At 73.3% G+C, this 18,025-nt stretch carries 16 protein-coding genes; 8 read left to right on the forward strand and 8 right to left on the reverse strand.

What is annotated here, in order from left to right; genetic code table 11:
- Window positions 1–3 precede the first annotated feature (3 nt).
- From ABB07_RS34170 to ABB07_RS34190, 5 genes are all read right to left on the reverse strand, one after another.
- Window positions 4–354 carry a VOC family protein gene (locus tag ABB07_RS34170; protein ID WP_208902333.1) on the reverse strand — a complete coding sequence of 117 codons (351 nt, stop codon included), beginning with the start codon at window positions 352–354 and terminating at the stop codon, window positions 4–6.
- A 37-nt stretch (window positions 355–391) separates the two neighbouring features.
- The gene (locus tag ABB07_RS34175) at window positions 392–2,830 is read right to left on the reverse strand and encodes a right-handed parallel beta-helix repeat-containing protein (protein ID WP_208902334.1); all 2,439 of its coding nucleotides are present in this window, start codon (window positions 2,828–2,830) and stop codon (window positions 392–394) included.
- A 232-nt stretch (window positions 2,831–3,062) separates the two neighbouring features.
- Complete coding sequence (locus tag ABB07_RS34180; protein ID WP_208902335.1) at window positions 3,063–3,668, reverse strand: Rv1733c family protein; 606 nt, start codon at window positions 3,666–3,668, stop codon at window positions 3,063–3,065.
- 185 nt (window positions 3,669–3,853) lie between these two features.
- The gene (locus tag ABB07_RS34185; protein WP_208902336.1) at window positions 3,854–4,678 is read right to left on the reverse strand and encodes an MOSC domain-containing protein; all 825 of its coding nucleotides are present in this window, start codon (window positions 4,676–4,678) and stop codon (window positions 3,854–3,856) included.
- Between the two features lie 43 nt (window positions 4,679–4,721).
- Window positions 4,722–5,159 (reverse strand): DUF6643 family protein, encoded by a 438-nt coding sequence (locus ABB07_RS34190; RefSeq protein ID WP_208902337.1) that lies wholly within the window; start codon window positions 5,157–5,159, stop codon window positions 4,722–4,724.
- A 292-nt stretch (window positions 5,160–5,451) separates the two neighbouring features.
- Here ABB07_RS34190 and ABB07_RS34195 point away from each other — a divergent pair, with 292 nt between their 5' ends.
- A complete protein-coding gene (locus ABB07_RS34195; protein ID WP_208903732.1) occupies window positions 5,452–6,816 on the forward strand; it encodes a TerD family protein in 1,365 nt (454 codons plus the stop codon).
- Between the two features lie 6 nt (window positions 6,817–6,822).
- On the opposite strand, the gene ABB07_RS34200 is transcribed toward ABB07_RS34195, so the two are convergent.
- Window positions 6,823–7,986 carry a glycosyltransferase gene (locus ABB07_RS34200; protein WP_208903733.1) on the reverse strand — a complete coding sequence of 388 codons (1,164 nt, stop codon included), beginning with the start codon at window positions 7,984–7,986 and terminating at the stop codon, window positions 6,823–6,825.
- Window positions 7,987–8,055: 69 nt separating this feature from the next.
- Here ABB07_RS34200 and ABB07_RS34205 point away from each other — a divergent pair, with 69 nt between their 5' ends.
- Window positions 8,056–8,841: a glutamate racemase gene (locus tag ABB07_RS34205; protein ID WP_208902338.1), complete on the forward strand. Its 786-nt coding sequence runs from the start codon at window positions 8,056–8,058 to the stop codon at window positions 8,839–8,841.
- A 106-nt stretch (window positions 8,842–8,947) separates the two neighbouring features.
- A complete protein-coding gene (locus tag ABB07_RS34210) occupies window positions 8,948–9,493 on the forward strand; it encodes a hypothetical protein (protein ID WP_208902339.1) in 546 nt (181 codons plus the stop codon).
- Window positions 9,494–9,571: 78 nt separating this feature from the next.
- Here the strand turns inward: ABB07_RS34210 and ABB07_RS34215 are convergent, their stop codons facing one another.
- Complete coding sequence (locus tag ABB07_RS34215; RefSeq protein WP_208902340.1) at window positions 9,572–10,564, reverse strand: O-antigen ligase family protein; 993 nt, start codon at window positions 10,562–10,564, stop codon at window positions 9,572–9,574.
- 458 nt (window positions 10,565–11,022) lie between these two features.
- Here ABB07_RS34215 and lnt point away from each other — a divergent pair, with 458 nt between their 5' ends.
- The 3 genes from lnt to ABB07_RS34230 all read left to right on the forward strand — a co-directional run bounded on the left by lnt (window position 11,023) and on the right by ABB07_RS34230 (window position 15,197).
- Complete coding sequence (gene lnt / locus ABB07_RS34220) at window positions 11,023–12,633, forward strand: apolipoprotein N-acyltransferase (RefSeq protein ID WP_208902341.1); 1,611 nt, start codon at window positions 11,023–11,025, stop codon at window positions 12,631–12,633.
- A gap of 89 nt (window positions 12,634–12,722) precedes the next feature.
- A complete protein-coding gene (locus tag ABB07_RS34225) occupies window positions 12,723–13,202 on the forward strand; it encodes an NUDIX hydrolase (protein WP_208902342.1) in 480 nt (159 codons plus the stop codon).
- A gap of 75 nt (window positions 13,203–13,277) precedes the next feature.
- Window positions 13,278–15,197 carry a helix-turn-helix domain-containing protein gene (locus tag ABB07_RS34230; protein WP_208902343.1) on the forward strand — a complete coding sequence of 640 codons (1,920 nt, stop codon included), beginning with the start codon at window positions 13,278–13,280 and terminating at the stop codon, window positions 15,195–15,197.
- 87 nt (window positions 15,198–15,284) lie between these two features.
- Here ABB07_RS34230 and ABB07_RS34235 read toward each other — a convergent pair whose 3' ends face one another.
- On the reverse strand, window positions 15,285–15,959 hold the full coding sequence (locus ABB07_RS34235; protein WP_208902344.1) for a hypothetical protein: 675 nt from the start codon (window positions 15,957–15,959) through the stop codon (window positions 15,285–15,287).
- 347 nt (window positions 15,960–16,306) lie between these two features.
- Here ABB07_RS34235 and ABB07_RS34240 point away from each other — a divergent pair, with 347 nt between their 5' ends.
- Both ABB07_RS34240 and ABB07_RS34245 read left to right on the forward strand, forming a co-directional pair.
- Window positions 16,307–16,510 carry a cold-shock protein gene (locus tag ABB07_RS34240; protein ID WP_020943502.1) on the forward strand — a complete coding sequence of 68 codons (204 nt, stop codon included), beginning with the start codon at window positions 16,307–16,309 and terminating at the stop codon, window positions 16,508–16,510.
- Between the two features lie 87 nt (window positions 16,511–16,597).
- A partial coding sequence (locus ABB07_RS34245) for a DEAD/DEAH box helicase (RefSeq protein ID WP_208902345.1) occupies window positions 16,598–18,025 on the forward strand: 1,428 nt, incomplete at its 3' end.

The following is an 18,025-nucleotide window of genomic DNA, read 5'->3' on the forward strand; positions in this document are numbered from 1 at the left end:
CGGCTAGGCCGAGTGCTCGACGTACTCGATGACGACTCCGCCCGCGTGCCGCACGGTCGCGTTGCGGCCCGTGGGCACCTTGTTCGGGCCGTCGACGATCGTCCCGCCATGGGCCGTCAGGAGCGCCTGCAGCCCGTCCAGGTCGTCGACGAGCACCGTGCTCTGCACCTCACGGAACGGGGCGAGCGCCCGTTCGTCGCCCGCGACGAGCAGGAAGCCGCCGATGCTCGCGACCTCCACGCCCGCGTGCGAGAAGCGGGTGCGGACGTCCTGGCCCGTCAGCGCGCGCAGGGCGGGCAGCGCCTCGTCCAGGTCGTCCACGTAGAGCCGGGCGAGCGTCGCCAGGGCCTTCATGACCGAAATCCTCCAGGAAGTGTGTGCGGCCGGACGCTCAGGGCAGCTCCGGCAGGTCCTCGGCGAACAGCAGGGTCAGGTCGTCGGTGCTCGGGTCCGCCAGCTGGGCGACGCGGCTCGCGTGCCGCTCCACCATCGCCTCGAAGGTCTGCCGGGCGGTGCGGCCGTTGCCGAACGCCGGGCCCTTCGGGATCGCCGTGAAGTACTTCAGCAGCGCCTCGCAGGCGCCCGGCGTCAGCCGGTACTCGTGCTCGTCGGCCTGCTGTTCCACGATCCTGAGCAGCTCCTCGGGGCCGTAGTCGCCGAAGGTGATGGTGCGGGAGAAGCGGGAGGCCACACCGGGGTTGACGGACAGGAAGCGCTCCATCTCCGCCGTGTAGCCGGCGACGATCACCACCACCGCGTCCCGGTGGTCCTCCATCAGCTTCACCAGCGTGTCGATGGCCTCCTTGCCGAAGTCGCGCCCGGCGTCCTCCGGGGAGAGCGCGTACGCCTCGTCGATGAACAGCACACCGCCGCGCGCCTTCTCGAACGCCTCCTGGGTACGGATCGCCGTCGAACCGATGTGCTCGCCCACCAGGTCCACCCGGGACACCTCCACCAGGTGGCCCTTCTCCAGCACGCCGAGGGAGGCGAGGATCTCGCCGTAGAGGCGGGCGACCGTCGTCTTGCCGGTGCCGGGGGAGCCGGTGAAGACCAGATGCCGCTTGACCGAGGCGGCCTTCAGCCCCGCCTGCTGCCGGCGCCGGCCCACCTCGATCATGTCGGTCAGCGCCCGCACCTCGCGCTTGACGCTGTCCAGGCCCACCAGCGCGTCGAGTTCCCCGAGCACGTCCTTCGACGTCCGCACCGGCTTCGCCGGCTGGGCTGCGGCGATCAGCGGCTCCTGCTCCGTGCTGCGCTGCCCGGGGATCGAGCCGAGCAGCCCGGGGGAGTGCGACACGGTCTGCACGGCGGACTCGCGGACCGCGGGCGGCCGCATGCCGCCGCTCTCGTCGCTGGTGCAGTCCTCCACGACCGGACCCGTGCCGGACGCGGCGTCCGGGCCCGCCTCGGCGAACTCGTAACCGCCGCGTGCACAGCGCTCCGTACGGCACTTGCGCAGGGTCGCCCGGCAGCCGTCGATCACATGGAAGCCGTAGCCGCCGCTGCCGCTGACCCGGCAGTTCAGGAAGCTGCCGCGGCCGCCGGCCGAGACGTAGAACCCGGCCTCGGCGGGGGAGTCGACCGTGCAGCGCTCGATGGTCGGGTCGGCTCCCTTGGTGACGATCACGCCGGTCTGGGTGCCGTCCAGGGTGCAGTTGTTCAGCGTGCCGCCGCTGCCGTGGTCGCGGAACCACGCTCCGGTCGCCGCCTCCCGGATCCGGCAGTCGTCGAGCTGCGCGGTCGCCCCGTCGCTCACCGACACCGCCGTGTTGCGCACCTGGGACAGATCGCTGTCCACGACGTCCGCGCGCGAACCGCGGTCCAGCACGAACAGCGCGTCCGGCACGTCGTGCACCCGGCAGGAGTCGAGGACGGCGGTGGCGCCGTCGCTGACCCACACCGCCGGATAGTCGCCGGTGCTGTCGAAGATCTCGCACTGGTGGGCGTCCACCCGGGTCCCCGGATCCCACACCGACAGGCCGTTGCGGCCGAACTGACGGACCGTCGTCCGGGTCAGCGTGAGCACCGAACGGGAGCGCAGGTCGACGGCGTTCTCCGGGATGTCGTGCAGGTGGCAGTCGGCGAGCGTGAGCACGGCGTCCGTGTCCAGGGTGACGCCGTCGGCCGTGGTGCGGTGCACATCGCAGTCGGTCAGCTGCGCCGTGGCCCGCTGGGTCACCTGCACGCCGGAGCCGCGGACCTCGTAGATCTCACAACCCACCGCCTCCAGCGCGGAGTTCTCGCCCGTCACGGTCACCCCGGTGCCCGACGCGTGGTGCAGCCGGCAGCGCTCCAGGCGCGGATGCGCACCGCCGCGGACCGCCACGCCCGCCTGCCCGGCCGCGACGACCTCGCACTCCTCGAACACTCCGCCCCCGCCGTCGAGTACGGCGATGCCGATGCCGGCCGGGTTGTCGACGGTGCAGCGGCGCACGGTCGGGCGGGCGCCACCGCGCACCTCGATGCCCGCGGCGGACCGGGTCACGATCCGCACGTCCATCAGCTCGGGCGTGCCCTCCTCGACCAGCAGCGCGGGTGCCGCCGCGTCCTGGCCCTCCACGTGCAGGTCCTGCACCACGGCCGAGGCGCGTACGGTGAGCGGCACACCGTCCACGGGCGCGATCCGCACCGAGCCGGGGGAGCCCTCGGGGCCACGCAGCGTCACCGCCCGCTGGACCACGAGGTTTTCCCGGTAGGTGCCCGGGGCGATGGTGAGGACGTCGCCGTCGGTGGCGGCCTCCAGGGCGGCGGCGAGCGACGCGTACTCGCCTGTGCGGCGCCGCCACCGCGACGTACCGGTGTGCGTCACCTGGACCGTGCCCTGTGCCATGGCGTTGCTGTGCCCCCACCTCGTCGTACTGATGGCTCGCTGCCACGGGGGACCTGCCGCCGGTGCCGGGACCACGACCGTGCTCAGCCTCTGGGGCTGGTGCGCGTCCGCGCTCCCGAAAACCTGCGCGCGCCCCTGCGGTTCGCTCACCCGCGGGTTGTCGCCGAATGCGCTTCGGCCGGTCCACCGTAGCGTGTGCGTGCACGGTGGACTGACCAGAGCCGGAAGGCCGTCAGCAGCCGGTGCCCGCCTTGCCCCAGTCCGGGCCCGCCCGGTCCCAGGCCTGGTCCCAGCGTGCGTACCGGCCGTGGACCATGCGCCACACCGTCAGCCGCCTGCCGCCTTCGACCAGGCCCGCGGTCAGCAGGGCCGCGCCCATTCCGGCGAGCACCGCGTGTGTCGTGGCGGTGGGGGAGTCCAGCGGGCGGGTCGTTATTCGGCCGTGCGGGTCCGTCCAGAGTCCGAAGTGGGCACCGGTGTGCGGGGACTTGAGGTCCGCCAGGGCCGGGCCGTGCCGGTGGGTGCCGTCCGGTGCGGTCCAGTCCGCGAGGACGCGCCTGCGGATCTCGCGCGCCGGGGTGGTGTCGGGGTCGGTCTCCCGCGGGGCCTCGCCCAGGTCGCGCATCACCGTGGCCGTGACGAGATGGCGCGTGTGCCGCTGTTCGCGCACGGACCGCTGCAGCGAGTCGTGGGCGGCGGCGCCGACCAGGCAGCCGGCCACGGGCGCGGCCACGGCGATCAGCACCAGCGCCACGAGGGCGACCCACGCCTCGGCCAGGTCGGTCGGGCGGCGCAGCGGATTGTGCCGCCAGCGCCACAGGCCACTGATTGCCCCCATCTCCCACCCCCCTTCCGCTCCGTCATATCCCCTGCCGCGGGAGCGCATCCGCGGCCCGGAGCAAGAGAGAGCGACATCACGTCCACCGCGGACGGTCACGCACGCGGCTTCTCACGCATCTCTCATGCCCTCCCAACGAGCGGGACCCGCCCCTGGTTCCCCGGCCGCCGTACTCTCGTCGCGCCCTACTCCAGCACCCGCACCGGGTCGCCGACCCTGATCGTGCCGCGCGTGAGGGGCACGAGGTTCTGGCCGAAGAGCAGCCTCGAGCCGGCCCTGCGGTGACGTGCCAGGGTGTGCAGGGGTTCCCTGCCGCGCATGGCGGTGTCCTGGTCGACGGTGGTGACGACGCAGCGTCCGCTCGCCTTCGCGACGCGGAAGACCACCTCACCCATGGAGAGCCGTGACCAGTGGTCCTCGGCCCAGGCCTCGGTGCCCGCGACGACGACGTTCGGCCGGAAACGGTTCATCGGCAGTGGGCCCTCGGCGGCGTGCGCGCCCTTGGCGATCAGTGAGTTCAGGGCGTCGAGGGAGGCCGTCGTGGCGACCAGCAAGGGGTAGCCGTCGGCGAAGCTCACCGTCTCGCCGGGCAGGGCGTACTCGGGATCGACGGGGCGGCGGGTGGCCGGATCGTCCATGTGGACCAGGCGTACGTCCGCCCCCAGGTAGGCACTGCACCAGGCGTGCGCGGCTGCGGCGGCCGGTACCGCCTCGACCTTCGTGCCGAAGATGTTCACCGGCACCGTCCCGGCGGGGTCGGGCACGGACACCGTCAGGGGCGCCCGGCCGGGCGCGGACAAACGCACGCCGCCGCCGGCCAGAGGCTCGGCGGCGGCCAGCGCGAGGCGCGGCTGTTCGCGCTGTGTGACGACCTTTCCCCCGTCGTCGATCAGCGTCCAGCGCCGGTCTCCGGCCAGGCCCCAGGGCTCCACCACAGCCTCCCGGGGCGCGTGACCCCGGAACGCCTTGACCGGATGAACGTGGATCGACTGCAACTCGGCGTTTCCCATGCCGCCATCGTGCCAGCAGGCACCGACAGCGACCGGGGGCCGGTCAGTAGCCGCGGTACCCCTGGTTGTTGTACGGGTCCTGGTAGGGAGCCGGCGTGGGCCGCGGCGCGGCCGGGCGCATGGCCTCGTAACCCGTGCCCATGCCCATCGGGCGCTGCTGCTGCGGGGCCTGCGGGCCGGGGTAGCCCCGCGGGGCGGCGGCCTGCTGCGGGATGTACGCCGTGGGCGCCTGCTGCAGCGGTGCGGGCTGCGGCGTCTGCGGGTAGCCGTAGGCCGGGGCCTGCGGGGAGGGCGCCGCCGGGAGGGCGGGCAGGGCCGACGGCAGGGCGGGCAGGCTGCTGCCCGTGTCGTAGGCGGCGGGGACCCGGATCGGGGCGATCTGCGGAGTACCGCGCTCGGCGACGAGCGAGTCGTAGATCGGGGTGTCCGGGAAGGAGGCGGAGTAGTAGCCGCCACCATAAGTGGAGCGGGGGGAGGTCATGGCACATAAGTTAAGCCCACGATGTGCTCGTTGGGGAGACCGATAAGAGGGTTGTTTTCCGTGTCCGCAGTGACGCGGGATCCCCAATCCGAGCGAACTTGGCAAAAAGGGACGTCCGGCCGCGCTTTAATCGTGTAAAGAGCGAGGTCCTGCGGGGTTACCGCCAGTTGACCGGCGATCCTCCTGCAGTGGTCATGGGAGTTCGCCGCACCGGCGCATACGTTGTGCGGGTAGGGATGACCTGGACGACCGAGGGTGTACGAGGCCGACACGGATGGGGGCGGGCATGACCATGCTGAAAGGGGCGAACACGCCGGTGCCGACGACGGCGCTGCGCGTCGGACTGGGGTGGCGCCGCGGACCCGGCGTGCCCGACGCGGACGCCTCCGCGCTGCTGCTCGCCACCGGGAAGGTCCGCTCCGACGACGACTTCGTCTTCTACAACCAGCCCGTGCATCCCTCCGGCGCGGTGCGCCACGAGGGCAAGAGGACGGCCGGCGCGGGTGTCACCGACACCCTCGTCGTGGACCTCGCGCGCGTGGAGGGCACGATCGAGCGGATCGTCCTCGCCGCCTCCGCCGACGGCGGGACCTTCGGGCAGGTCCCTGACCTCTACATCGAGGTGACCGACGCCGGGACCGGCCAGGCGGTCGCCCGCTTCGACAGCCCCGGCGCGACCGTGGAGACGGCCTTCGTGCTCGGTGAGTTCTACCGCCGCCAGGGCGGCTGGAAGTTCCGTGCCGTCGGCCAGGGCTACAGCAGCGGACTCGAGGGCCTGGCCACGGACTTCGGCATCACCGTGGACGCACCCCAGCACGCAGCGCCGCCCGCCGCGCCGCGCCCGGTGCCCCCGCCCCCGCCACCCGCACCGGCCCACGCGACCCTGCCCCCGCCCCCCGCACCGGCCCACGCGACCCCACCCCCCACGCCGACCCCCGCACCGCCGCCACCACCCACCATGCACCCCTCACCCATGCCCCCCGCACCCATGCCGTCCGCGCCCGCGACCCCTCCGGCGCCACAGCCCGTCCGGCTGTCCAAGGTCACCCTCACCAAGACGGCGCCCTCCGTCTCGCTCGCCAAGCAGGGCGGCACCTCCGGTGCCATGCGGGTGAACCTCAACTGGCAGATGCGCAAACAGCTCTCCGGCTGGGGCGGCCGGTGGGGAGGCGGGCAGGGCGAGATCGACCTGGACCTGTGCGCCCTGTACGAGCTCGCCGACGGCCGCAAAGGGGTCGTACAGGCCCTCGGCAACGCCTTCGGTTCGCTGCACCGGCCGCCGTACATCCACCTCGACGGCGACGACCGCACGGGTGCCGTGGCGAGCGGGGAGAACCTCACCATCAACCTGGACCACAGGCAGGACTTCCGGCGCATCCTCGTCTTCGTCACCATCTACGAGGGCGCCAGCTCCTTCGCCGACCTGCACGCCACCGTCACCCTGCACCCGCAGCACGGCGCCCCGATCGACTTCTCGCTCGACGAGTGCACCGTGCCGTCCACGGTGTGCGCGCTCGCCCTGATCACCAACACCGGCGGCGATCTCCTGGTACAGCGAGAGGCGCGGTATCTCGTGCCGGAGCGCGGAGTGAGCCCCCAGCGGACCATAGACCGCGCCTACGGATGGGGCATGAACTGGACGCCCGGCCGCAAGTGACCGGGCTCAGCCCTCGTCGGCCACGGCATCGGGACGCGCGTACGTGCGGCCCTTCCAGGCGGCCCCGCGCCCCCGGTAGTGCTGCACGGCCGAGTCGACCGTCATCAGCAGATAGAGCGACGCGGTGAACGGCAGCAGCGGAGCGAGCCACAGCGGCTGCCGGTAGTAGCGCAGCATCGGGACGTACGTCCCCGCCATCACCGCCCACGCCAGAGCTCCGGCGGCCGCCGTCGCCGCGCCGCCGCCCGCCGCTCCGACGACCACCGCGGCGGGCGGCACCAGGTACACCAGCGCCAGCCCGGCGACCGTACCGAGGAGCAGCAGCGGGTTGTGCCGCAACTGGGCGTAGGCGCTGCGCGAGACCATCCGCCACAGGTCGTGCAGCCGCGGATACGGCCGCACGCTGTCGACGCGGTCGGCCAGTCCCAGCCAGACGTGCCCGCCGGCGCCCTTCACCGCGCGCGCGAGCGCCACGTCGTCGATGACGGCGTGCCGGATGCCGTCGGGGATGCGCGCCCTCTCCGCCATGCCCGCGCGCACCAGGACACAGCCGCCCGCCGCCGCGGCCGTACGCGATCCCTTGCGGCCGATCCGCCGGAAGGGATACAGCTGCGCGAAGAAGTAGACGAAAGCCGGGACCACCAGACGCTCCCACACGCTCTCCACCCGCAGCCGCGCCATCTGCGACACGACGTCGAAGCCCCCGGCGTGGGCCGCCGCCACCAGCGTGCGCAGGCTGTCCGGCGCGTGTGCGATGTCCGCGTCCGTGAGCAGCAGATACCCGGGATCACGCGCGCGTGCCAGGCCGATACCGTGCCGCACCGCCCACAGCTTGCCCGTCCAGCCCGGCGGCGGCTCACCCGGCGAGGTCACGGTCAGCGGCAGCCCGCCGTGCCGCCGGGACAGCTCCCGGGCCAGGTCCCCGGTGCCGTCGGTGCTCCCGTCGTCCACCAGGAAGACCTCCGCACGCCCCGGATAGTCCTGCGCCAGCAGCGACGGCAGACTCGCGGGCAGCACCGCGGCCTCGTCACGGGCCGGTACGACCACACCGACCGACGGCCATGCGTCCGGTTCCCGGCGCGGCGGCAGCCGGACGTCCGTGCGCCAGAAGAAGCCCTGGCACAGCAGCAGCCAGCACCAGGCGGCCAGCGACACGACGGTGATCCACATCAGGGCGCTCACGCCCGCAGTCTGCCCCACCGGAGGGGGCCGCGAGAGCCCATCGTCTATCGTGGCCGGGTGAAGATCGCGCTCATGGACTCCGGAATCGGCCTGCTCCCCGCCGCCGCCGCGGTACGGCGGCTGCGACCCGACGCGGATCTCGTGCTCTCCTGGGACCCGGACGGGATGCCCTGGGGGCCGCGCACCCCTCAGGACATCACCCAGCGGGCCCTCGCCGTGTGCGAGGCCGCCGCCGCCCATGAGCCGGACGTCCTGATCGTCGCCTGCAACACCGCCTCCGTGCACTCCCTGCCGGTACTGCGGGCCCGCTTCGAACCGGACCTGCCGATCATCGGCACCGTCCCGGCGATCAAGCCGGCCGCCGCGGGCGGCGGGCATGTCGCGATCTGGGCGACCCCCGCCACCACCGGCAGCGCCTACCAGCGGAACCTGATCGAGCAGTTCGCCGCCGGTGTCGACGTCACCGAGGTGCCCTGCCCCGGTCTCGCGGACGCGGTGCACCACGCGGACGAGGCCGCGATCGACGCCGCGATCGCCTCGGCCGCCGCCCGCACCCCCGAGGACGTCACCACCGTCGTCCTCGGGTGCACCAACTACGAGCTGGTCGGCGAGCGCATCCGGGAGGCCGTCCAGCGGCCCGGCCGTGCGCCGCTCGCGCTGCACGGCTCCGCGGGCGCGGTGGCCGCGCAGGCCCTGCGCCGGATCGGCGTGGAGCCGGCCCCGGCCGCCGTCGCCGACACCACGCTCACCGTGCTGCTCAGCGGCCGCGAGGCCGCGCTCCCGGACACGGCGCTGTCCTACCAGGAAGGCCGTTTCCTGCAGGCGGTCAGCCCCGTCCGCTGAGCGGCCCGCGACGACGGACCGAACGGCCACAAGCCCTGGCCCACCCGGGTCAGTCACGCTCCGCGACTCCCTACCCGCGCAGCGAAACCTGAGTAACCTCATAAACATGAGGGACCACCCCCACGCCGACGACAGCCCGGACCCCGATGTCTGGACCGGGCGCGCCACCAACCGGGTCCAGTGGCTGCTGGCGCTGGTCGGCGCGGCCTGCATGGCCCTCGGTATCGAGCTGGCCGTGGACTCGGCATGGACTTCCGGCGTCGCCCCGCTGGTGATGTCCGTCGTGGGCTGCATCGCCGCGGGTCTGCTGGTCCTCTTCGGCACGCTCGCCTTCGTGCACGTCGACCTCAGGCTCGACAAGGAGTGCGTCGAGGTGCGCTGCGGCCACATGGGGCTGCCGCGCCGCCGCATCCCGCTCTCCCATGTGGCCGGCGCCGACTTCACCGCCCTCGTCACACCGCGGAACTGGGGCGGCTGGGGCTACCGGTGGCGACCGGAGAAGGGCACGGCCGTGGTCGTACGCCGGGGGGAGGGCGTCGTGCTGCGCCTGTGGGACGGCCACACCTTCACGATCACCGTGGACAACGCCGAGTCGGCGGTCCGGGTCATCAGGGACCGGCTGCGGACGATCACCCCGGGCTCGGCCTGCTGAGGCCGCGCCTCGCGCGGCGCGCGGGGAATCCGCGATTCAGTTCTGGGACTCCGCGATTCAGTCCTGGGACTCCGCGATTCAGTCCTGGGACTCCGCGATGCGGTTCTGGGGCTCCGCGCCGTCGCGCGCCCACGGCCGCGCCGTCGCCCATCCGGCCAGCAGCCCGGCGCCCACGGTCACCGGGGTGAAGCTCAGCGCGTTGCTCGCCGTGGCCAGCACGGCCAGTGCCGTCAGGGCCGTGCCGGCGGTCAGGGCGACCGGGGTGGAGCGGGGAGAGCGCCACAGCGCGTGCAGCAGCCAGCAGAACGCGGCGACGGAGAGCACCGCCCCGACGACGCCCTGCTCCGCCGCCAGCTGGAGCAGGGCCGAGTGCGGCTTGCCGTCGGCGGACGCCGTCTGCGCGGCCGTGCCGCCCACCTCCGCGAACCGTCCCGGACCGACGCCGAGCCCCCGGTTCCGGCCTGCCAGCCGCAGGGCGTCCTGCCACCACGCGACCCGGTGCGCGCCCAGCCGGCCTTCGAGCACCCGGGAGAGTCCGCCCGGCAGCGCACCGGCGGCGAGCGCCCAGGCCGTGCCGGCCGCCAGTGCCGCCGTCGTCGCCAGGCCCAGCAGACAGACGCCCCGGCGGGACACCGAGCCCGCGGCGAGCGAACACAGCAGTACGGCCGCACTCGCCACGCACCCGGCGGCCGACCCCAGCACGGCCCCGGCCAGCACCATCCCGACGGCCGGCAGCCGCAGCACCAGCCGCAACTCCGGTACGGGCGACGCCCAGGCGGCGCAGCACGCGGCACCCGTGGCCAGCGTCAGCAGGGCGGCCGTGCCGCCGGCGTGGCCGAGCGGGGCGGCGTACCGGGGGCCTGCGGCGAGACCGGGCAGGGCCACGGCGAGCGTCAGGCCGGCCGCCGCACCGGCGCACGGCGCGGCCACCGGCAGCAGTGCCCCGGACATCCGGCCGACGGCATGGCCGGCGGCCACGGCGAGCACCGCGAGCAGCACGCCCTCGGGGCGTCCGTCGTGCGCCGCAGCGGTGATCAGCGACCAGCCCGCGCAGGCGCCCAGCAGGATCATGCCCGCCCCGTCGGAAACGTTTCTCCTGACGTCGGCCGCGCCCGCGGCCGTCCCGTTCGCGGACCTCGTTCTCCCGGCCGCAGACCTCGTCCCCGTCGACCCCACCGCTGCCCCTCGTCCCCGGTTCCCGACGCCTGTTTCACGTCGTCCCCGGTCCCCGACCCCTGTGTCAGGCCACGGCCGGGCACGGCGCCGGATCCGGCCGCACTGCCGAGGCTGGGCTCACCGTAGCGGCTGATGACCGGTTTGGGCACGAGATGCGGCGGAAAGTCGCGGTGGGGCGGGCCGGAGGCCGTGGGCGTGCGGAAGGTCCCGGGGTGGGTGCCCGCCCCGCGGGGGGCCGGCGCGCCGGCCTGCCGGGACGGGCGGCGACCAGGGACGTCCCCGGTGCGCGGTGCCGGTTCCGTCCCGCGAACCGTGCTGTCGGCGGCCGAGGTGGCCGCCGTACACTCACCCGGGTGACCGTCACCGCAACTTCCGTGGACCAGCCGGACCAGCTCCAGCCGTCCCCCGCGCCCAGCGCGTTCCGCGGCCGCCTGCTGCGCCTGGTCCCGGCCGTCGCCTCCGCGCTCTGCGGAGTGCTGCTCTACGTCAGCTTCCCGCCGCGCACCGTGTGGTGGCTGGCCCTGCCCGCCTTCGCCGGTTTCGGCTGGGTGCTGCGCGGCCGTGGCTGGAAGGCGGCCCTCGGCCTCGGCTACCTCTTCGGGCTCGGCTTCCTGCTGCCGCTGCTGGTGTGGACCGGCGTGGAGGTGGGGCCCGGACCCTGGCTGGCGCTCGTCGCCATCGAGGCGGTCTTCGTCGCCCTGGTCGGCGTCGGCGTCGCCGCCGTCTCCCGGCTGCCTGCGTGGCCGGTGTGGGCGGCCGCGCTCTGGATCGCGGGCGAGGCGGTACGCGCGCGCGTGCCCTTCCGGGGCTTCCCCTGGGGCAAGATCGCGTTCGGGCAGGCCGACGGCGTCTTCCTGCCGCTCGCCGCGGTGGGCGGCACGCCCGTGCTCGGCTTCGCGGTCGTCCTGTGCGGATTCGGCCTGTACGAGGCCGGCCGGCTGATCGCCGAGCGGCGCCGGACCGGGCAGGTGCGCCGGGGTGCGGCGGCCGCCGCGCTGCTGAGCATGGCCGTCCCGGTCGCGGGCGCGGTCGCCGCCCGGCCGCTGGTGAGCGACAAGGCCGAGGCAGGCACCCGGACCGTCGCGCTCATCCAGGGCAATGTGCCCCGTTCCGGGCTGGAGTTCAGCGCGCAGCGGCGGGCCGTGCTCGACTACCACGTGCGTGAGACGCTGAGGCTCGCCGCCGACATCAAGGCGGGCAAGGCCCCGAAGCCCGACTACGTGCTGTGGCCGGAGAACTCCTCCGACATCGACCCCTTCGTCAATCCGGACGCGGCCGCCGTCATCGACGGGGCGGCCAAGGCCGTCGGCGTGCCCATCTCGGTCGGCGGAGTCGTCGAGAAGGACGGCAGACTGCTCAACGAGCAGATCCTGTGGGACCCGGTCGAGGGACCGACACAGACCTACGACAAGCGGCAGATCCAGCCCTTCGGCGAGTACCTCCCGCTGCGCGGGCTCGTCGGCGCGGTCAACAAGAACTGGACCGGCATGGTCCGCCAGGACTTCAGCCGCGGCGGCACTCCCGGCGTGTTCGACATCGACGGCGCCAAGGTGGGCCTCGCCACCTGCTACGAGGCCGCCTTCGACTGGGCCGTCCGGGACACGGTGACCCATGGCGCGGAGATGATCTCCGTACCGAGCAACAACGCGACCTTCGACCGCAGCGAGATGACCTACCAGCAGCTCGCCATGTCCCGGATCCGCGCCGTCGAGCACAGCCGCACCGTCACCGTGCCGGTGACCAGCGGCGTCAGCGCGATCATCATGCCGGACGGGAGGATCACCCGGCGGACCGGCATGTTCGTGCCCGCCTACCTGGTGCAGAAGGTGCCGCTGCGCACGTCCAGGACCCCCGCGACCGAGCTCGGCATCCTCCCGGAGATCGCTCTGGTGCTGGTCGCCGCGGGCGGTGCCGGCTGGGCGATCGGGTCCGGGCTGCGCCGTCGGCGTGCCGTTGGCGCATAGCCGTACGACCGGTGTGCGCACCCTGAACCGGTGCGTACGCCCGCTGAACCGCCAGGAGTTCACGGGTCCGCCCCGTTAGGGTCGGGCCCATGGCTACTCCTGACTTCATCCGCACGCTCCGGGCCTCCGCCGGCCGGCAACTGCTCTGGCTCCCGGGGATCACCGCGATCGTCTTCGACGACGAGGGCAGAGTGCTCCTGGGCCGGCGGGCCGACACCCGCAAGTGGTCGGTGATCGGCGGCATCCCGGAGCCGGGCGAGCAGCCCGCGGCCTGTGCCGTGCGGGAGGTCTTCGAGGAGACGGCGGTGCGCTGCGTGGCCGAGCGGGTCGTCCTCGTCCAGGCCCTGGAGCCCGTCACCTACCCCAACGGCGACCAGTGCCAGTACATGGACATCACCATCCGCTGCCGCGCCGTGGGCGGCGAGGCCCGGGTCAACGACGACGAGTCCCTGGAGGTGGGCTGGTTCGCGGTGGACGCGCTGCCCGAGCTCCATGAGTTCGGCCTGTTCCGGATCAAGCAGGCCATGTCCGAGGCACCCACGTGGTTCGACCCCGGGACTCTCCACTGAAGGGTGGGTGGCCCCGGCCCGGGGAGTTTTCCACAGGCCTGACGGGCCGGGCCGGCGATGCGGAATCCTGTGACCATGTCTCGCGATCACGTCCAGCCGGAACCCAGCGGCAGCATCGAGGCCCCGTTCCTCGAGCTGCTGGCCCGCGACGCCTCCGTGGAGGCGTACGAGCAGCCGGTGCTGCTGGCCCGCGCCGAGGGCGCGCCGGCCGACCGGATCGCCGCGCTGGAGCGGGCCAAGCCGCTCGCCCTGCGGGTCCGGGCCGAGCTGGAGGGGCGCCGGCGCCGCGAGGCGGAGCTGTCCGCGCTGTTCGAGACCGCCCACGACCTCGCGGGTCTGCGCGATCTCGACGCCGTCCTGCAGGCCATCGTGCAGCGCGCCCGCTCCCTGCTCGGCACGGACGTCGCCTACCTCACCCTCAACGACCCGGCGCACGGCGACACCTACATGCGGGTCACGGAGGGCTCGGTCTCCGCCCGCTTCCAGCAACTGCGCCTCGGCATGGGCGAGGGCCTCGGCGGACTGGTCGCCCAGACCACACGGCCGTACGTCACGGACGACTACTTCCAGGACGCCCGCTTCCAGCACACCCGCACCATCGACGCCGGCGTCCGTGACGAGGGACTGGTCGCCATCCTCGGTGTCCCCCTCGTGCTCGGGCCGCACGTCATCGGCGTCCTCTTCGCCGCCGACCGCAGGGCGCGCGTCTTCGAGCGCGCGCAGATCGCCCTGCTCGGCTCCTTCGCCGCCCTCGCCGCGGCCGCGATCGACAGCGCCAATCTGCTCAGCGAGACCCGTGCCGCCCTGGCCGGCCTGGAGCGGGCCAACGAGATCATCCGGGACCGCAGCGCGGCCATCGAGCGCGCCTCCGACGTCCACGACCGGCTCGCCGAACTCGTCCTGCGCGGCGGCGGGGTGTACGACGTGGCCGCCGGCGTCTCCGAAGTCCTCGACGGCACCGTGGAGTTCGGCGAGGCCGACGCGGTCCCGGCCGAGGCGCTGGAGGCGTCCCGCACCGAGGGGCACGCGGTACGGCACGGCGACGACTGGATCGCCGCGGTCGCCGCGGGCGGCGAACTCCTCGGCGCGCTGGTGCTGCGCGGACATCCCGGCCTCGACCCCGTCGACCAGCGCACCCTGGAGCGCGCCGCGATGGTCACCTCGCTCCTCCTGCTCGCCCGCCGCTCGGCGGCCGAGGCCGAGCAGCGGGTGCGGGGCGAACTGCTGGACGACCTGCTGGACGCGCGCGACCGCGATCCGCGCCTGCTGCGCGAACGCGCCGCCCGGCTGCACGCCGACCTGGACGCCACCCATGTCGTCCTCGCCGCGCGCCTCGACGGCCCGGCGGCCGACGCCGACGAGGAGGCCGCGGCCCGCCGCCGGCTGTGGTCGGCCGCCTCCCACCTCGCCGCGACCGGGCACGGCCTGGCCGCCGCACGCGACGGCGGCACCGTCCTGCTGCTGCCGCTCGCCGCCGGCGACACCGCCACGGACCTGGCCCGCCGCACCGCCCGCCAGCTGGGCACGGCCGTGCACCAGCCCGTCACCGTCGGCGCCTCCGCCCCGGTCGGCGACCTCGCGGCCCGTCCGGAGACCGTCGCCACCGCCTACGCCGAGGGCCGCCGCTGCCTGGAGGCGCTGCATCTGCTCGGCCGGGCCGGGGACGGGGCGGCGGCCGAGGACTTCGGCTTCCTCGGCCTGCTCCTCGCGGGCGAACGGGACGTCGCCGGCTTCGTCGACCGCACCATCGGCCCGGTCGTGACCTACGACGAGCGACGCGGCACGGAACTGCTGCGCACCCTCGACGCGTACTTCGCCTGCGCGATGAGCCCGGCCCGGACCAAGGACGCGCTGCACGTCCACGTCAACACGGTCGCCCAGCGGCTGGAGCGGGTGGGCCGGCTGCTGGGCGAGGACTGGCAGACCCCGTCCCGGGCCCTGGAGATCCAACTGGCCCTGCGGCTGCACCGGTTGGCGGCCCCGGACAGACGCTGACCCCCGTACGGACGTGCCGTACGGGGGCCGCGCCTGCAGAGCCCCGCAGCACGCCGGCCGGACCGCTGGAGCGAGGCGTTCGGCGGGTCAGCCTCGGACGACGAACGTCCTGTGCCTATGGGAGCGGCTGGAACAGGACCGCTTCTCCTCGGTGGTCATCTTCCTGGACTTGACGACCACCGCGTTGCTGCGGCCGTCCGTCCCGTTCGGAGCGGGCCCGGTGATGACGTCCGGGACGAACCAGAAGTAGTGACCCCACTTCCGGTCGTCGTAATGGGTCTGCCAGGTGCCGGAGACGGTCTGCATCACCTGTGCGCGGGAGATCCAGCCGACCTCACCGGGCTTCACCGTCATGTTGACGGAGCTGGTCTCCGAGTGCGTGCTCGACCAGGAGTGGCTGTAGGTCGCCGTCACGCTGAGGTCGATGATCCCCGCTATCTTGCCGCCGGCGGTCACGGACACGCCCGCCGTGTCCGTGGAGCCGACCGTGTCGGACCAGGTCATCGACTGGGTGGCGGGTGAGGTGCTGCAGTTGTAGAGCGAGTCGGAGACCCGGTGGAAGTCTCCGAGATACGCCTGGCCGAGCTGCGGGTCGTTGAAGGTGCACTTCCCTTCACCGGAGTCGCAGTCGGCCAGGATCTGCGCCCGGGTGGGCTGGTCGTCGGCCGCGGCCGGAACGGCCATCGCCGCGAGCGTGCCCAGGGCAGCCGCCGAGAGCGCCAGCATGCGCCCGCCGTAGCGCGTCCTGCGGTTGTTCGCCATACATGTGCCTTTCGCTGTGCATGAGGGGGGTCGGCGATCGCGGGAAAAGTGCGCGAAGGTGCCGCGATCACCGCCTGTTGCGACTGAGGCGTCGCAACAACTGACCTATCTACACCACCAGTTGACGAAATCCCAGCCGCGGGTGACCTTCTGCCCGTAAGTGATCGGCGGGTCCCGCTCCGCCACCGCGACGACGTGCCGACGGCGGCCTGTGCTAGAGTCTGGGTGTTGCAGTTTTGGTACCCATGAACCTATGTGCGCCTGACGGGAATGTTTCTCCTTCGGGCGCACTATTTGTTTGCCGGCATCTCCGGAATGGGGCCTCTGCCTACAGAACGGAGAAGAAAATGGCACAGGGAACCGTGAAGTGGTTCAACTCTGAAAAGGGTTTCGGTTTCATCGCGCAGGACGGCGGCGGCCCCGACGTCTTCGCCCACTACTCGAACATCGCGACCCAGGGCTTCCGTGAGCTCCAGGAGGGTCAGCGGGTCTCCTTCGACGTCACGCAGGGCCAGAAGGGCCCGCAGGCGGAGAACATCGTCCCCGCCTGATCGCCGGACGCGTATCCGCTCACCGGGGTCCGCACCGTCAGGGTGCGGACCCCGGTTTGTGCTGTTTCCAGAAAGGCAGACAACCGCATGCCCCGCAGGCCCCAGAAAACGAACCGGCGCGCCTCGTCACCCCGACCGTCGGCGTCGTCGCCGGGGGAATTCCGGCTGCCGGAGAGCACGACACCCGCCCTTCCCGCCGTCGAGGACTTCGCCGGTCTGGACATGCCCGCGGAGCTGCTGACCGCCCTCACCGCGCAGGGCGTGACCACTCCCTTCCCCATCCAGGCCGCCACGCTGCCCAACTCGCTCGCCGGCCGTGACCTGCTGGGACGGGGGCGCACCGGCTCCGGCAAGACCCTCGCGTTCGGGCTGGCCCTCCTGGCCCGCACGGCCGGACTGCGTGCGGAGCCCAAGGCACCCCTGGCTCTCGTGCTGGTGCCCACCCGGGAGCTCGCCCAGCAGGTGGCCGACGCGCTCACCCCCTACGCGACGGCGGTGAACCTCCGTCTGGCCACCGTGGTCGGGGGGCTGTCGATCACCAAGCAGGCCGGTGCGCTCCGGCGCGGTGCCGAGGTACTCGTGGCGACGCCCGGCAGGCTCAACGACCTGGTGGAACGCGGAGACTGCGAGCTCGCCGGCGTACGCATCACAGTGCTGGACGAGGCCGACCAGATGACGGACATGGGCTTCCTGCCGCAGATCACCAAGCTGATCCAGCGGGTACGGCCCGACGGACAGCGCATGCTCTTCTCCGCCACCCTGGACCGCACCATCGACCGCCTGGTGCAGCGGTTCCTGACCGACCCCGTGGTGCACTCCGTGGACCCGTCCGCGGGAGCGGTGACCACCATGGAGCACCACGTGTTCCACGTCCTGGACGAGACCGACAAGAAGGCCGTCACCACGCGGATCGCGGCCCGTGACGGCCGGGTCATCCTCTTCCTCGACACCAAGCGGTCCGCCGACCGGCTCGCCAAGCGGCTCCTGTCCGTCGGTGTCCGCGCGGCGGCACTGCACGGAGGCCGCTCCCAGCCGCAGCGCAACCGCACCCTGGAACAGTTCAGGAACGGCCAGGTCACCGCCCTGGTGGCGACGAACGTCGCGGCCCGGGGCATACACATCGACGATCTCGACCTCGTCGTGAACGTCGATCCCCCCACCGACCACAAGGACTACCTCCACCGGGGCGGCCGCACGGCCCGCGCCGGCGGCTCCGGCAGCGTGGTCACCCTGGTCCTGCCCGACCAGAAGCGGGACGTGACCCGGCTCATGTCGGACGCGGGCATCCGCCCCCGAACGGCCCGCATCATGTCGAGCGACCCGGAACTGGCGACCATCACCGGCGCCCGCGAACCGTCCGGCGTGGCCGTGACCATCGAGGTGCCCCAGCCGGCGACGCCGACGGCGTCCCGCGCGGACCGGAAGAACGGTACGGAGCCCGGCAGGCGGTCCGGCCGCCGACGCCGGAACGGCGGCGGGGCCAAGGCGGCGGCAGGTGGTGCGGCCAGGACGGGG

Origin of the sequence: Streptomyces incarnatus (assembly GCF_001027185.1) — a bacterium.
Taxonomy (GTDB): Bacteria; Actinomycetota; Actinomycetes; order Streptomycetales; family Streptomycetaceae; genus Streptomyces; species Streptomyces puniciscabiei.